At 55.8% G+C, this 16,539-nt stretch carries 12 protein-coding genes; 5 read left to right on the top strand and 7 right to left on the bottom strand.

What is annotated here, in order from left to right:
- Positions 1–55: 55 nt before the first annotated feature.
- The gene (gene glpG, locus OGX93_RS20640) at positions 56–886 is read left to right on the top strand and encodes a rhomboid family intramembrane serine protease GlpG (protein WP_012135528.1); all 831 of its coding nucleotides are present in this window, start codon (positions 56–58) and stop codon (positions 884–886) included.
- A 115-nt stretch (positions 887–1,001) separates the two neighbouring features.
- On the top strand, positions 1,002–1,760 hold the full coding sequence (locus OGX93_RS20635; RefSeq protein WP_134768973.1) for a DeoR/GlpR family transcriptional regulator: 759 nt from the start codon (positions 1,002–1,004) through the stop codon (positions 1,758–1,760).
- A 44-nt stretch (positions 1,761–1,804) separates the two neighbouring features.
- On the opposite strand, the gene malT is transcribed toward OGX93_RS20635, so the two are convergent.
- The gene (gene malT / locus OGX93_RS20630) at positions 1,805–4,510 is read right to left on the bottom strand and encodes an HTH-type transcriptional regulator MalT (protein WP_012135526.1); all 2,706 of its coding nucleotides are present in this window, start codon (positions 4,508–4,510) and stop codon (positions 1,805–1,807) included.
- A gap of 617 nt (positions 4,511–5,127) precedes the next feature.
- On the opposite strand from malT, the gene malP reads away from it, so the two are divergent.
- Positions 5,128–7,521 (top strand): maltodextrin phosphorylase, encoded by a 2,394-nt coding sequence (gene malP, locus OGX93_RS20625; RefSeq protein ID WP_286448937.1) that lies wholly within the window; start codon positions 5,128–5,130, stop codon positions 7,519–7,521.
- Between the two features lie 9 nt (positions 7,522–7,530).
- The gene (malQ, locus tag OGX93_RS20620) at positions 7,531–9,618 is read left to right on the top strand and encodes a 4-alpha-glucanotransferase (RefSeq protein WP_275165920.1); all 2,088 of its coding nucleotides are present in this window, start codon (positions 7,531–7,533) and stop codon (positions 9,616–9,618) included.
- A 131-nt stretch (positions 9,619–9,749) separates the two neighbouring features.
- On the opposite strand, the gene gntT is transcribed toward malQ, so the two are convergent.
- The 3 genes from gntT to gntX form a co-directional block, all read right to left on the bottom strand.
- A complete protein-coding gene (gntT, locus tag OGX93_RS20615; RefSeq protein ID WP_012135522.1) occupies positions 9,750–11,066 on the bottom strand; it encodes a gluconate transporter in 1,317 nt (438 codons plus the stop codon).
- A gap of 349 nt (positions 11,067–11,415) precedes the next feature.
- Complete coding sequence (gene nfuA, locus OGX93_RS20610; RefSeq protein WP_012135521.1) at positions 11,416–11,991, bottom strand: Fe-S biogenesis protein NfuA; 576 nt, start codon at positions 11,989–11,991, stop codon at positions 11,416–11,418.
- A 58-nt stretch (positions 11,992–12,049) separates the two neighbouring features.
- Positions 12,050–12,733 carry a DNA utilization protein GntX gene (gene gntX / locus OGX93_RS20605; RefSeq protein WP_112001448.1) on the bottom strand — a complete coding sequence of 228 codons (684 nt, stop codon included), beginning with the start codon at positions 12,731–12,733 and terminating at the stop codon, positions 12,050–12,052.
- A gap of 37 nt (positions 12,734–12,770) precedes the next feature.
- Between gntX and bioH the strand changes: the two genes are divergently transcribed.
- Positions 12,771–13,541 carry a pimeloyl-ACP methyl ester esterase BioH gene (gene bioH, locus OGX93_RS20600; RefSeq protein WP_047460677.1) on the top strand — a complete coding sequence of 257 codons (771 nt, stop codon included), beginning with the start codon at positions 12,771–12,773 and terminating at the stop codon, positions 13,539–13,541.
- Between the two features lie 83 nt (positions 13,542–13,624).
- Here bioH and feoC read toward each other — a convergent pair whose 3' ends face one another.
- Genes feoC through feoA form a run of 3 tightly spaced genes read right to left on the bottom strand, consistent with a single transcriptional unit; the run spans position 13,625 to position 16,437 of the window.
- Positions 13,625–13,861 (bottom strand): [Fe-S]-dependent transcriptional repressor FeoC, encoded by a 237-nt coding sequence (gene feoC / locus OGX93_RS20595; protein WP_012135518.1) that lies wholly within the window; start codon positions 13,859–13,861, stop codon positions 13,625–13,627.
- Positions 13,862–13,872: 11 nt separating this feature from the next.
- A complete protein-coding gene (feoB, locus tag OGX93_RS20590) occupies positions 13,873–16,191 on the bottom strand; it encodes a Fe(2+) transporter permease subunit FeoB (RefSeq protein ID WP_200096949.1) in 2,319 nt (772 codons plus the stop codon).
- A gap of 18 nt (positions 16,192–16,209) precedes the next feature.
- Complete coding sequence (gene feoA, locus OGX93_RS20585; protein WP_012135516.1) at positions 16,210–16,437, bottom strand: ferrous iron transporter A; 228 nt, start codon at positions 16,435–16,437, stop codon at positions 16,210–16,212.
- Positions 16,438–16,539: the final 102 nt, after the last annotated feature.

Genomic DNA, 16,539 nt, shown 5'->3' with positions numbered 1-16,539 from the left:
AAGCCGGAAGGGCCTATATACTGTCCTCTTTTGTGTGGACTAAGCGACAGCAACAATGTTGATGATTACCTCTTTTGCTAACCCCCGCGTGGCGCAGGCATTTGTTGATTACATGGCGACGCAGGGCGTTATCCTGACAATTCAACAACATCATCAAAGCGATGTCTGGCTGGCGGACGAATCTCAGGCCGAGCGCGTGCGGGCGGAGCTGGCGCGCTTTCTGGAAAATCCCGCCGATCCGCGTTATCTGGCGGCAAGCTGGCAGTCCGGTCATACCGGCAGCGGGCTGCACTATCGCCGTTTCCCGTTTATCGCCACATTGCGCGAGAGGGCGGGCCCGGTCACCTGGCTTATTATGATCGCCTGTATCCTGGTGTTCGTTGTGATGAGCATCGTCGGCGCGCAGAGCGTCATGGTGTGGCTGGCGTGGCCGTTTGATCCGTCACTGAAATTTGAGTTCTGGCGCTATTTCACCCATGCGTTTATGCACTTCTCGTTAATGCATATCCTCTTCAACCTGTTGTGGTGGTGGTATATCGGCGGGGCGGTGGAAAAGCGTCTGGGCAGCGGAAAACTGATTGTTATTACCGTCATCAGCGCATTGCTGAGCGGTTATGTACAGCAGAAGTTCAGCGGCCCGTGGTTTGGTGGGCTTTCCGGCGTGGTTTACGCGCTGATGGGCTACGCCTGGCTACGTGGTGAACGCGATCCGCAAAGCGGCATATATCTACAGCGTGGGCTTATTGCTTTTGCGTTGATTTGGATTGTTGCCGGGTGGTTTGATGTGTTTGGCATGTCGATGGCGAACGGTGCGCACATCGCCGGGCTGGCCGTGGGGCTGGCGATGGCATTTGCTGACACGGTGAATGCGCGAAAACGAACATGATTGGGGTTGCGCCGGATGGCGGCGAAACGCCTTATCCGGCCTACTAAAAATGCACGGTCGGTAGGCCGGATAAAACGCCAGGCGTCGCCATCCGGCAAAATTCCAGGGAATAACAATGAAACAGACACAACGTCATGACGCTATCATCGAACTGGTAAAAAAGCAGGGATACGTCAGCACTGAAGAACTGGTGGAACATTTCTCCGTCAGTCCACAAACCATCCGTCGGGATCTCAACGACCTGGCGGAGCAGAATATGATCCTGCGCCACCACGGCGGCGCGGCGTTGCCTTCCAGCTCGGTAAACACGCCGTGGCACGATCGTAAAGCGACGCAAACGGCGGAGAAGGAACGTATTGCGCGGAAAGTCGCCACGCAAATCCCCAACGGTTCAACGCTGTTTATCGATATCGGCACGACGCCGGAAGCGGTGGCGCATGCCTTGTTGGATCACAGTAACCTGCGCATTGTGACCAACAATCTCAACGTGGCGAACACGCTGATGGTGAAAGAGGATTTTCGCATTATTCTCGCTGGCGGTGAGCTTCGCAGCCGTGACGGCGGCATTATTGGCGAAGCGACGCTCGATTTCATCTCTCAATTCCGCCTGGATTTTGGCATTCTGGGGATCAGCGGTATCGACAGCGACGGGTCGCTGCTGGAATTTGATTATCACGAAGTACGCACGAAACGCGCGATTATTGAAAATTCACGCCATGTGATGCTGGTTGTGGATCACTCTAAGTTTGGTCGTAATGCGATGGTGAATATGGGCAGCATTAGCCTGGTGGATGCCGTCTATACCGATATGACGCCGCCAGTAGGGGTATTGCAGGTGCTTACCGACCACCATATTCAGTTAGAGTTGTGCTGATCGTGATTGTAGGCCCGGTAAGCGTAAGCGCCACCGGGCAATCATCACACTCCGTACCCCATCATTTTCAAAAGCCTCTGCGCATGTTGTACGGCGTCCTGACGATGCGCGACGCCGAGCTTCTGATATAAATTGCGAATGTGCGTTTTGATGGTCGTGGCCGCAACCGCCAGCTCGCCGGCGATTTGCTCGTTGCTGTAGCCGGAATAGATCAGCCCCAGAACCTGCCACTCACGCTGCGTTAGCGGGCTGGTGCGGATCAGCTCCGGTACGTCCGGGTGATTTAACAGCCGCTCCACAAAGCCTTCGTCAAAATGGGCGAACTTATGTCGATGGTGCTGGTTAATTTCCCGCAGGATGCGCTGTGCGCGATGTTGTTCAAGCTCCGGCAGCGTATTCAACTGAATCAACTGACGCAGTTGCTGCGCCATCGCTTCGCCTTCAATCACAAAGTGGCTGATGAAACCGGTACGGTTCGCCAGTTGCAGCGCATCAAGCAACACCCGCTGGGCGTCGTTTTTACGTCCGGCCTGCCAGTACAGTTGATTAAGCAACAGCAGGTTACGGTTAAGATCGCTCATTAAACGCAGGCTACGGGCGTTCTCGTTTAGCTCTTCCAGCACAATCTCTGCGGATTCAAACTCACCCAGCAGGATCTGCGCCCTGGCGATATTACGCCACTGGCCTTGCAGGAAGTGGTTGTTGGCAAATTCTGGTTTCGGCGTATGACGCAGCCAGTTGGCGGCGGACTTCTTATCGCCCGTCATCTGCCAGTAAATCACGCGAACCTTATCGGCATTGGAAATCCAGTCACTGTGATACTGGCCGTTGCCCAGCAGGTTCTCCAGACGGTTCAACTGCGTGCGGGCATTATCCAGATCGCCGCGCGCCAGCGAGCACTGCACCAGCAGCGCCAGACACTGCAATTGCTGCTGCGGCTGGAATGCGGAAAGCACATCAATACCGCTGCGGGCGGAGGCTTCCGCTTCGTCAAGACGCGCCCATGCCCACAGAAGCTGCGCGCGAATGCGCATCAGGAACTCGTGCATCGGCAACTGTTCGAGATGTTGCTCTTTAATCAGCTGGAACGCTTTCTCCTGGGTTTCCCAGGCGGCCTGCAAAAAGCCCTGGGCGAAGAGAATTTCACTTTGTTGGAGCAGGCTCCAGAGGGCGTAATGCCAGACGTCATGATGACGCGACATTTGCTCAGTTTGCTGCATCAGCGACAGTGAACGGGAGAGATCGCCTTTACAGTGCAGCACTTCGCCGTGTACGGAGGTGGCGACAATACGGCTGTAAAACCAGGCGATCGGCAGCTCATCCAGCGCCAGTTTTGCCAGCCGTTCCGCTTCATCCGGGTTGCCGTCGTTAATCGCGACCTGAGCGCGCAGGGCGTTAAATTCCGCATGCAACGTACCGTCCATCATGCCCTGAATTTCTTGCTCAGCGCGCGCCAGCAGGGTATTCACTTCGCTGTAGCGGTGCTGGCTTTGCATCAGCCATGCCTGCAACAGAACCAGCCGCGGGTTTTCCAGCAAACTTTCCCACGGCAGGGCCTTTAACGACTCTTCCAGCAGCGCCAGCTCACTGTGGTTAAACAGCCCCCACGCATGATTCAGCAGGATATCGCGCAGCATATGCGCATCGCCCGCCGCCAGGGCATGGTGAATGGCTTCGCTGGGGAAACCTTGCGCCATCCAGCTTTCGGCGGCAGCGCGGTGGATATCCGGCAGCTCGGTCGCCAGTTCCCACTGGCAACGCTGACGCAGGAAACTGCCAAACAGCGGGTGATAGCTGAACCATTCGCCCGTATCGTCCATGCGTTGCAGGAACAGCCCCTGACGCTCAATCTCCTCCAGACGCATCTGCCCGTTCTCTTCGCCCGTCACGCGCACGATCAGCGCATCGTTCATCGAACGCAGGATGGCGCTTTTCAGCAGAAAATGCCGGGTACTCACGTCCACGTTGTCCAGCACTTCATCGACCAGGTAATCGGACAGATGGCTGGCGTTGATTCCCGCCAGGCGTCGCGCGGACTGGTGCGCGGAGTTATTGTTCTGGCGGGCGGAAAGGGCGATAAGCTGTAGCGCGGTTGCCCAACCGGCGACGTCGTCGCACATCCGGCTGCTCTCTGCGGCTTCGATAGGCGAGGACAGACGACGGTCAAAGAACTGTTTTGCTTCCTGATGGTTAAAGGCTAATTGCTGGCTGCCGATTTCCAGCAGCTGATCGCGAACGCGCAGATTAGCGATGCCGAGCTGCGGTAAATTACGCGACAGCACGACCAGCGTGAGATTTTCGGGTTGATGACGCAGGAAAAAGCGCATCGCGTCGTGGATCACCGGGTTTGTGATCAGATGGTAATCATCAATGACCAGATAAAGCGGGCGATGCCACTCAGCCAACTCAATAAAGAGTTGCGCGAAAAGGGAGGTCAGGCTGACGTACTGGCGTTTTTGCACCATGACTTCACTGGTGGAGCAATGCCCGCCCGTTGCCTGCTGAAGCGCGGCAATTAAATAACTGGCGAATCGCTCCTGCTGGTTGTCGCCTTCATCCAGCGAGAACCAGCCTAACTCGTTTTTCCCGGCTGCCCACTGTGAAACAAGCGTGGTTTTCCCATAGCCCGCAGGGCTTGTTACCAGGGCCAGCCTGAAATTGTTCGCGCCGGAAAGTTTAGCCAGCAGGCGCTCACGAACCACCGTATGGTCGAGTCGAACCGGACGACTTAATTTAGACGGAATCAACATAGTAATCACTTCACTGTGAGGAAATGGGGAAATGCGATTTTTTTTGCGCTTCGTAATTAATAGATATAAGGTCGGACAGAAACCGGTTTAATGCAAGCTATGCAAGTTTTTTGTGTGTCTGAATTTGCACTCTGTCACAATTCTAAATATCCATTGCAAGAAACGGTTTAGCACGGTCTGAGTGTGCGTGGAGACTGGGATGGTGCCCGATCCTGCCTGCCCCAAATAATGCCGTTTCCTCTGTGTGGTTACTGTACTTTTTAATGAAAGTCAGGAAGTAATGAACTCAGGGAATTATTCAGGAACGGAAATAACTGAATGGGTTTGATATTTCAGGTTAGAAACTATTTCCGCATTTACATATTCACTTTCAATAAACCTCCGCGATTTAATTATTTGTGTCATCGTGCGTAAAACGGCGTGCAGTCGCAGGTATGCTGTGCGGTAATTCGACGTATTCACCGGCAATCCACTACCTTTAAGTGGCGGCGATCACACTTTTATGCTCATCCCCACTACTCCTCCCTGCCTAATCCCGGGTGGGATGAGGAAGGTCAACATCGAGCCAGGCAAACTAACGATAACGTTGTTTTATTACCTGAGGATTCGGAATTTCTATGTCACAGCCTACCTTCAACAAAGATCACTTTCAGGCTGCCCTGATGCGTCAGTGGCAGCGTTTCGGTTTACTGTCGGCTCATGAGATGACATCTCGCCAGTGGTGGCAGGCCGTTAGCGGCGCACTGGCTGAATTGCTCAGAGCGCAACCTGCGGCGAAACCGGCTAAAAACCAGCGTCATGTTAACTACATCTCGATGGAATTCCTGATTGGCCGCCTGACCGGGAACAACCTGTTGAATCTGGGCTGGTATCAGGCGGTGAGCGATGTGCTGAAAACGCACGACGTCAACCTGACCGACCTGCTGGAGGAAGAGGTTGATCCTGCGCTGGGCAACGGTGGTTTAGGGCGTCTGGCGGCATGTTTCCTGGACTCTATGGCGACGGTAGGCCAGTCCGCAACGGGCTATGGCCTGAACTACCAGTATGGGCTGTTCCGTCAGTCTTTTGTCGATGGGCAACAGATGGAAGCGCCGGATGACTGGCATCGCGGTAGCTACCCGTGGTTCCGTCACAATGAACAGCTTGATGTTCAGGTCGGTATTGGCGGTAAAGTGACGAAGGACGGGCGTTGGGAACCGGGTTTTGTGATCACCGGGCAGGCGTGGGACTTGCCGGTGCTTGGCTACCGGAACGGCGTCGCACAGCCGCTGCGTTTGTGGCAGGCCGCGCATGCGCATCCGTTTAACCTGACCAAATTCAACGACGGCGATTTCCTGCGCGCGGAGCAGCAGGGTATCGATGCGGAAAAACTGACGAAAGTCCTCTATCCGAACGACAACCACACCGCAGGCAAAAAGCTGCGCCTGATGCAGCAGTATTTCCAGTGCGCCTGCTCGGTAGCGGATATTCTGCGTCGTCACCACCTGGCGGGGCGCAAACTGCATGAGCTGGCGGAGTATGAGGTCATTCAACTCAACGATACTCACCCGACCATCGCTATCCCTGAACTGCTGCGCGTGCTGCTCGATGAGCACCAGCTAAGCTGGGACGACGCCTGGGCCATCACCAGTAAAACGTTCGCCTACACCAACCATACGCTGATGCCGGAAGCGCTGGAGTGCTGGGATGAGAAACTGGTGAAAGCGCTGCTGCCGCGCCATATGCAGATCATCAAAGAGATTAATGACCGCTTTAAGAAACAGGTTGATAAAACCTGGCCGGGCGATAAGCAGGTGTGGGCGAAGCTGGCGGTAGTGCACGACAAGCAGGTGCGGATGGCCAATATGTGCGTGGTCAGCGGCTTTGCGGTCAACGGCGTTGCGGCGCTGCACTCCGATCTGGTGGTGAAGGATCTGTTCCCGGAATACCACCAGCTGTGGCCGAACAAATTCCACAACGTGACCAACGGCATTACGCCGCGTCGCTGGATCAAACAGTGCAACCCGGCACTTGCGGCGCTGCTGGATAAGTCGTTGAAGAAAGAGTGGGCTAACGACCTCGATCAACTGATCAACCTGGAGAAATTCGCCGACGACGCGGCGTTCCGCAAAACGTATCGTGAGATTAAACAGGCGAATAAAGTCCGCCTGGCCGAATTTGTGAAAATGCACACCGGGATTGAAATCAACCCGCAGGCGATTTTCGATATCCAGATTAAGCGCCTGCACGAATATAAGCGCCAGCACCTGAACCTGCTGCATATTCTGGCGCTGTACAAAGAGATCCGCGAAAATCCGAAAGCAGACCGCGTGCCGCGCGTGTTCCTGTTTGGCGCAAAAGCGGCGCCGGGCTACTATCTGGCGAAAAACATCATCTTCGCCATTAACAAGGTGGCGGAAACCATCAACAACGACCCGAAAGTCGGCGATAAGCTGAAAGTGGTCTTCCTGCCGGACTACTGCGTTTCGGCGGCGGAAATGCTGATCCCGGCGGCGGACGTCTCTGAGCAGATCTCTACTGCCGGTAAAGAAGCCTCCGGCACCGGCAATATGAAGCTGGCGTTGAACGGTGCGCTGACGGTCGGTACGCTGGATGGGGCGAACGTTGAGATCGCCGAACAGGTCGGGGACGAGAACATCTTTATCTTCGGTCATACCGTGGAAGAGGTGAAACGGCTGAAGGCCAAGGGCTACGACCCGGTGAAATGGCGTAAGAAAGACAAAGTGCTGGACGCGGTGCTGAAGGAGCTGGAAAGCGGCAAATACAGCAACGGCGACAAGCACGCTTTTGATCAGATGCTGCACAGCATTGGCAAACAGGGGGGCGATCCGTACCTGGTGATGGCGGACTTTGCCGCCTACGTTGCGGCACAAAAGCAGGTGGACGTGCTGTATCGCGACCAGGATGCCTGGACCCGGGCGACGATCCTGAACACCGCGCGTTGCGGGATGTTCAGCTCGGATCGCTCCATCCGCGATTATCAGGCTCGTATCTGGCAGGCAAAACGCTAAGGAAGCGCCATGGAACGCAAACGTCTGGATAATGCCGCGCTGGCGGCGGGGATCAGCCCCAATTACATCAATGCCCACGGTAAACCGCAGTCGATTGGCGCCGAAACCAAACGGCGTTTGCTTGATGCGATGCACCGCGCCACCGCCGCCACGAAGGTGGCGGTGACGCCAGTGCCGAATGTGATGGTGTATACCGCAGGCAAGAAGATGCCGCTGGCGGTAGAAGGCAGCGGCGATTTTAGCTGGCTGCTGACCACCGAGGAGGGCGTACAGCACAAGGGGCACGCCACCGGTGGTAAAGCCTTTACGCTTCCGGCAAAGCTGCCGGAGGGGTATCACACGCTGACCCTGACTCAGGGCGAACAGCGCACGCACTGCCGGATCATCGTGGCGCCGAAACGCTGCTATGAGCCGCAGGCGCTGCTGACCGGACAGAAGCTGTGGGGGGCGTGCGTTCAGCTTTATACCCTGCGTTCGGAAAAAAACTGGGGGATTGGCGACTTTGGCGATCTCCAGTCGATGCTGACGGATGTTGCGAAACGCGGCGGCGCATTTATTGGCCTGAACCCGATTCACGCCCTCTACCCGGCAAACCCGGAGAGCGCCAGCCCGTACAGCCCCTCATCCCGCCGTTGGCTGAATGTCATTTATATCGACGTGAATGCCGTTGACGATTTCCGGTTGAGCAAAGAGGCGCAGGCCTGGTGGAACATGCCGACGACGCAGCAGACATTGCAGCGCGCACGGGACGCCGAATGGGTTGATTATTCTGCTGTTACCGCGCTGAAAATGACCGCCCTGCGGATGGCATGGAAAGGTTTTGCGCTTCGTGATGACGAGCAGATGGCGGCGTTTCGCCACTTTGTCGCCCAGGAAGGCGACAGCCTGTACTGGCAGGCGGCATTTGACGCGCTGCACGCGCATCAGGTGAAGGAAGATGAGTTGCGCTGGGGCTGGCCGGTCTGGCCGGAAGCGTATCAGTCAGTGAACTCGCCGGAAGTGAAACAGTTCTGTGAAGATCACCGTGATGAGGTGGACTTTTACCTCTGGTTACAGTGGCTGGCGTATACCCAGTTTGCCGCCTGTTGGGCGGTATGCCAGGGTTATGATATGCCGATTGGCCTGTATCGCGATCTTGCGGTAGGGGTTGCGGAGGGCGGGGCGGAAACCTGGTGCGATCGTGAGCTGTATTGCCTGAAAGCGTCGGTGGGCGCGCCGCCGGATATCCTCGGCCCGCTGGGGCAGAACTGGGGACTGCCGCCGATGGATCCGCACATCATCGCCGCCCGCGCCTATGAGCCGTTTATTGAACTGCTGCGCGCCAATATGCAGAACTGCGGCGCTTTGCGTATCGATCATGTTATGTCGATGCTGCGTCTGTGGTGGATTCCTTACGGTGAAACGGCGGATCACGGGGCGTATGTGCATTACCCGGTGGACGCCCTGCTCTCTATTCTGGCGCTGGAAAGTAAACGTCATCGCTGCATGGTGATTGGCGAAGATCTGGGGACGGTGCCGGTGGAAATCGTGGGTAAACTGCGCGACAGCGGCGTTTACTCGTATAAAGTGCTCTATTTCGAGAATGATCATGAGAAGAACTTCCGCGCGCCGAAAGCGTACCCGGAACAATCAATGGCAGTCGCGACGACGCATGACCTTCCTACGCTGCGTGGCTACTGGGACAGCGGCGACCTGACGCTCGGCAAAACGCTGGGGCTTTACCCGGATGAAGTGATATTGCGTGGGCTGTATCAGGATCGTGAGCTGGCGAAGCAGGGTCTGCTGGACGCGCTGCACAAATACGGTTGCCTGCCGAAACGCGCCGGGCATAAGGCGTCGCTGATGTCGATGACGCCGATCCTCAACCGTGGAATGCAGCGTTATATCGCGGACAGCCATAGCGCATTGCTGGGGTTGCAGCCGGAAGACTGGCTGGACATGGCGGAGCCGGTCAATATTCCAGGCACCAGCGACCAGTACAAGAACTGGCGGCGCAAGTTGTCCACGACGCTTGAGAAGATGTTTGCCGATGACAAGGTGAATAAACTGCTTAAAGATTTGGACAAACGGCGAAAAGCGGCCGCGAAGAAGAAGTAAAAAAAGCCGGGAATTTCCCGGCTTTTTTATGGTGACAACATGTAGGCCTGATAAGCGCAGCGCCATCAGGCGATTCTGGCGCACATTGCCGGATGGCGGCTTTGCCTTATCCGGCCTACAAATCGTCTCGGTTACACCACCATTCCCAGCAGCAGACACCCAATCAGGCCGCAGACGGAGATAATGGTTTCCAGCATTGACCAGGACTTGATGGTTTCGCCGATGGTCAGGTTGAAATACTCTTTGAACAGCCAGAAGCCTGGATCGTTTACGTGAGAGAAAATGACGCTACCGGAACCGACGGCGATAACCATCAGTTCAGGGCTTACGCCCGTCGTCGCAATCAGCGGCGCCACGATACCACCCGCGGTAATCGCGGCCACGGTGGCAGAACCGAGCGCGATACGCAGTACGGCTGCGATGGACCATGCCATGAACAGCGGAGAAACGTTGGTTTCGTTCATCATGGACGCGATGTATTTGTCTACGCCGCTATCAACCAGTACCTGCTTGAATGCGCCGCCGCCGCCGATGATCAGCAGCATCATCGCGATGATTTTGATTGAGGAACCCAGCGTGTCGTTAATCTGATCCATTGAGCGGCCACGGTTCAGACCGAACGTGAACATCGCAATCAGTACCGCAATCAGCGTTGCCATTACCGGGTCGCCAAAGAACTCAGCAACCGGCAGGAAGGCATGACCTTTTGGCAGCACCATTTCTGCAACGGCGCGCATGGCCATTAAAATAACCGGCACCAGAGAAGTCCAGACGCTGACGCCAAAGCCAGGCATCTCTTCTTCAGTAAAGTTTTTTGCGCTGTACAGACCTTCCGGGATCGGCTTATCGATGCCTTTCAGGAAGCGGGCAAATACCGGGCCAGCGAGAATTACGGTCGGGATAGCCAGAATCGTACCGAACAGCAGGGTTTTACCCATATCGGCGTGGAAGATCGTGGCGATGGCGGTCGGGCCCGGGTGCGGAGGCAGGAAGCCGTGGGTAACGGACAGCGCTGCCGCCATCGGTACGCCGACATACAGCAAAGGAATGCTGGCCGCCGCTGCGATGGTGAATACCAGCGGCAGCATCAGCACGAAGCCCACTTCATAGAACAGTGCGAAACCTACCGTGAAGCCGGTTAATACCACTGCCCACTGGATGTGTTTTTTACCAAATTTGGCAATCAGCGTGGTCGCGATGCGCTGTGCGCCGCCGCAGTCTGCCAGCATTTTGCCCAGCATGGCGCCGAAACCCATAATCAGGGCGAGGCTACCAAGAGTACCACCAACACCAGCTTTAATAGAGCCAATGACTTTATCCAGCGGCATTCCTTGCATCAATCCAACAGCAAGTGCCACCAGGACGAGAGCGATGAAACCGTTCATTTTGAAGCGGATCATCAGGAGTAATAACAAAATTACACCGATAGCGACGATGACTAATGGCATGATTTACCTGGCCTTTCATTTGTTATGGGTAACGTCGGTGTGTCGACGAAAAATTCCGCTTGCCCCAACCGGGAACAGAAGCGTAACGGCACCAACACTGATTGACTTTAACACTATCTGGTTTAGTCGGCTGTTATGGGGATGTTTGGTGCCCATATGAATGATACGGGTAACATATAGCGATTGAGAATCACCCTGGCAGGCAAAATTTAAATTATGAGAGGCAGGTCATGTTATCGAAGGGGAAAAGCGGAAGATATCATCACGCCGGATGGCGGCGTAAACGCCTTATCCGGCCTACGGGATATACATTGTAGGCCCGGTAAGCGACGCGCCACCGGGCAGAATCTTAGTAGTAAGAGTGCTCGCCGCGCTGGTGTTCGGTCAGATCGCGAACGCCTTTCAGTTCAGGGAATTCATTCAGCAGCTGCTTCTCGATCCCTTCTTTCAGGGTCACATCGACCATCGAGCAACCGTTACAGCCGCCGCCAAACTGCAAAATGGCGTAGCCTTCGTCGGTGATCTCCATCAGAGAGACGCGACCGCCGTGACCGGCAAGCTGCGGGTTGATCTGCGATTGCAGCATGTACTCCACACGTTCCATCAGCGGCGCATCATCAGCAACCTTACGCATTTTGGCGTTTGGCGCTTTCAGCGTCAGCTGAGAACCCAATTGATCGGTGACGAAATCGATCTCGGCATCTTCCAGATACGGCGCGCTCAGTTCATCAACATAAGCGGTCAGAAGGTCAAATTTCAGGGCAGTGTCGCTTGCTTCCACGGCGTCCGGCGGACAATAAGAAACGCCGCATTCAGCGTTAGGCGTACCGGGATTGATCACAAATACGCGGATTTGTGTCCCTTCTTCCTGATTTGCCAGCAGTTTGGCAAAGTGCGCTTGTGCAGCATCGGAAATATGGATCATAGTAATGGCCTAATAGTTGACTATTTTACTTGGTTATAATACGCCCATCATCGAGGCTCTACAAGGTTCGACACAGGCACCATACCTGGACAGTCGCCGCGCCGTTGCGCAAAAGCAGCTGCGCGATCTCCGCGACGGTACTTCCGGTAGTGACGACATCATCCACAATGACCATATGGAGTCCCTGTACCGGCAATTCAAGGCGAAACGCATTTTTCAGGTTATGTTTGCGCAATCGGGCGCTGAGATGGTGCTGAGTGGCGGTGGCGCGAAGGCGCGTGACGCTTCGGCTGTCCCAGCCGCAGCCCAGCCAGCGCGCCAGGGGGCGACACAGCAGATCGCTTTGGTTAAATCCCCTGCGCCAGTGACGGCGCTGCCAGAGCGGCACGCTGACTAAGCGATCCGGTAGCGGAAGCGTCGATGCGCGGTGCGCGTGTAAGACTTCCAGCAACAGCAGGCGTGAAAGGGCGGCGGCGACGTCGCTGCGGCGAGAGAATTTTAGCTGGTGGATAAGTAAACTCAGCGGCGGTACGTAGTCGCTGACCGTCACCAGACGCTGCCACGGCGGGGGTTTTTGCAGACAACGCCCGCAGGGAATGGCGGTGTGCGCAGCGGGTAATCCACACTGCGGGCACAGACTGACGCGGCGACGCGCCGCTCTCGTGCAAACCGAACAAATCCCCCAGTGACTCAACGCCAGCGGCATTCGGCATAGCCAGCATAATCCCGGTACTGTTAGCATATGTTCATCCTTGTTAGCCAAAAGAGAACAGTAACTGATGAATGACATCTGGTGGCAGACTGAAGGTCAGGGAAATTGCCATCTTGTGCTGCTGCACGGATGGGGACTGAATGCGGAAGTGTGGAATTGCATTCGTGAGGAACTCAGCGCGCATTTCACGCTGCATCTTGTCGATTTACCCGGATTTGGCCGCAGCCAGGGTTTTGGCGCGATGTCGCTGGAGCAGATGGCGGAGCATGTGCTGAAACAGGCGCCTGATAAAGCCGTCTGGCTTGGCTGGAGTCTGGGAGGGCTGGTGGCGAGCCAGGTGGCGTTAACCCATCCTGAACGCGTTCAGGCGCTGGTGACTGTCGCGTCATCGCCCTGTTTCAGCGCTCGCGAAGCGTGGCCGGGTATTAAGCCGGATATCCTGGCGGGATTTCAACAGCAGCTCAGCGAAGATTTCCAGCGTACGGTGGAACGTTTTCTGGCGCTGCAAACGTTAGGCACCGAAACCGCGCGTCAGGATGCCCGCACGCTGAAAAGTGCCGTGCTGGCGTTGCCGATGCCGGAGGTTGCGGTACTGAACGGTGGGCTGGAGATATTGAAAACGGCCGACCTGCGAGAGCCGCTTAAATCGCTGACCATGCCGTTCCTGCGTCTGTATGGTTATCTGGATGGTCTGGTGCCGCGCAAAGTCGTGCCGATGCTGGATGCCGCATGGCCGGAGAGTGAATCGCAGGTGTTTGCAAAGGCCGCCCATGCGCCGTTTATTTCGCATCCCGGCGAATTTTGTCAGGCGTTGATGGCGTTAAAGCAGAAGATATAATTATTGTCTATGCAGTGCCGGATAGCGGCGTAAACGCCTTATCCGGCCTACAGGTTAGCTGCCGTTCGCCATCCGGCAGAACGTTAACGCAACGTCCACCACTCCCGGAGACAGGCTTTTCCTTCCGGGCAGCTTTTGCAGCTACCGGACAGGCAGCCGTCGGGATCTTCCTGAATCCGCACGGCCCTGCCCATATTCTCCAGCTGATTCAGCATCGCGTCGATCATCGGCTGCGGCGTATGCAGCGTGCGGCTAATCTGCATTGCCTCCATACGCCCCTGCAAAGCCAGTAAATCACGAACCTGAATAAGTGACGCCATTGTTCTCAACCTTAGTGACAGTTGCCGGCAGGGCTTGCGCAGCAGGCGCTGGCCGTTTTACGCGTTGCCAGCAGTTCGATATCCACCCGGCTGCGAGCGCGCCGTAACAGCCCCAGCACCACGATGTTAAACAGAATGACCGCCAGAATGCAGACCAGGCTATAGGTCGGATGCTGGCTAAAGCTTGCAACCTGATAGAACAGGGTAGACAGTGAGTAGGCGATATTCAGCCCCCACAGAATCGAGAAGCTCATCCAGCCGCGGCTGGATTCACGCGCGATAGCCCCCATCACCGAGATGCACGGTACATACAGCAGAACGAAAATCAGATAGCTGTATGCGGCAGCGGCGCTGCCAAACTTCGCGTCCATCACGCCCATCGCCCCGGTCGCCATTTCACCGTCGCCTTTGCTGGCTTCGATTGGGTTAGCCAGTACGCTAAGGCTGAAGGTGTCTTTCAGGCTTTGCCAGGTTTCATCGACCGCGCCCAGCAGCTCGTCGCCGAGATGGAAGTCAGCCGGATTAAACTCTTCTTCCTGAATATTTTCAGCGGTATAGAGGGTGTTCAGCGTCCCTACCACCACCTCTTTCGCCATTGCGCCGGTGAACAGGCCAACGGTCGCCTGCCAGTTATCTTCATGAACGCCAATCGGTTTAAAGACAGGCGTAATCACGCGGCTGATGGACGCGAGCGCAGAGTCGTTGATGTTATCGACGATTTTTCCGCTCAGGGAGAAGCTGTTAAACGCGCTGAGGAAAATACTGACGATGATGATGACCTTACCGGCACGCAGCACGAAGCCTTTCAGGCGTTGCCAGGTCTGGATCACCAGACTTTTGATGTGCGGCACATGGTAGACCGGCAGTTCCATCACGAACGGAGAGGCTTCGCCGCGCATAATCGTGTGTTTAAGCATCAGGCCGGTCAGTACCGCCATCACGATACCCAGCACATACAGCGAGAAAACCGCCAGCGCGCCGTTTTGCCCAAAGAACGCGGCGGCAAACACGGCGAAAATCGCCAGACGTGCGCCGCAGGACATAAACGGCGCCATCATAATGGTCATCAGACGTTCACGCGGCGCGTCCAGGGTACGGGCGCCCATCACGGACGGGACGTTACAGCCAAAGCCGACAATCAGCGGCACGAACGATTTACCCGGCAACCCCAGCGCCTGCATCAGACGGTCCATAACGAACGCCGCACGCGCCATGTAGCCGGAGTCCTCCAGGAAAGAGAGGAACAGGTACATCATGCCGATCTGCGGCACCAGCGGCAGAACGGTATTGATACCGCCGCCCAGCCCCTGCGCGAGGAAAATGGTGAGCCAGTCCGGGAAATGCAGCGTGTAGCCGATCCACTGGATGCCGTGAATAAAGAGCGCCACGGAACCCACGTCGAACAGCGGTTGCAGCGCGCCGCCAATGTTAATGGCGAGCAGGAACATCAGGTACATGACGAACAGGAAAATCGGCAACCCGAGGAAACGGTTCAGGATGACCTTATCTACCGCTGCGGTGAAACGGCTGGGTTCCGCCGTCAGGGTGTTGCTGACCACGTCGCAAATTGCGGCGATGCACTGATAACGCGCATCGGCGATGTGCAGCGCCGGGTCATCCATCTCTTTGCTCAGGCGAGTGAGCGACGCCTCAAGGCTTTTCGCGGCATTACCGGCGTAAACGCGGCTGTAGATATCGCCTTCCAGCATCTGCAAGCCCAGCCAGCGGCGCTGTTGCGCCGGCATATCCGCCGCCATGACATCGGCCAGCGATTCGGCCTCGCGCAGCAACGGCTGAGCATAATGTACCAGCTCAACGTTTTCGTTTTCTTTATAGCGATCGATAGCCAGTTTCAGGGCTTCAATCCCACGGCCGCGTGTGGAAACCAACGGCACAACCGGGCAACCAAGGCGTGCGGACAGCGCGTCGATATCAATGCGAACCTGCTGTTTCTCCGCGATGTCGAGCATGTTGAGCGCCACAATGCAGGGAATGCCCAGCTCAAGCAGTTGCAGCGTCAGGTAGAGGTTGCGCTCAAGGTTAGAGGCATCCACCACGTTGATCAGCAGGTCTGCGTCGCCGCTCAGAATGTAATGGCAGGCGATTTGTTCATCGAGGGAGGTTTGTGACGAAATGGTGGTCAGTGAATAGGTGCCGGGTAAATCGACCAGCGTGACCTGATGGTCGGTTGTTGCGAACTGACCTTCTTTGCGTTCAACGGTAACACCCGCCCAGTTCCCCACACGCTGACGCGCGCCGGTGAGCTGGTTAAATAATGTTGTCTTGCCGGAATTTGGATTACCAATTAAACCAATGGTTAATTTTTTCATTTTTATAGACTCACCGAATTAACAGGAAACCGCTTCCACTTCTAATAACGCCAGATCTTTCTTACGTAATACCAGGCTCACGCGGCGAGTTTCGATATGAATAGGATCGCCTAATGGGGCGACGCGCACTACGTTAAATGAAGAACCTGGCAACATGCCGAGTGAAAGCAGTTTCTGACGGTATGCCGGGCTGATTTCATGGGAAAAGCCGGTAATTTTCCACGCCGTGTCTGGAATGAATTGCATAGGGGGCCTACTTGTTTCTCGCTAACTGGACGTATACCTCATGCGCGCTCAGAAGGCGGCATAAGACCAGATGATTAGCCAACGAAAGAAAGATTAAATAAT

This window comes from Citrobacter sp. CK195 (assembly GCF_030333365.1).
In the GTDB taxonomy this organism is placed as follows: domain Bacteria; phylum Pseudomonadota; class Gammaproteobacteria; order Enterobacterales; family Enterobacteriaceae; genus Citrobacter_B; species Citrobacter_B koseri.
The sequence above is the reverse complement of the archived record's forward strand: the minus strand, read 5'-3'. Positions and strand labels throughout refer to the sequence as shown.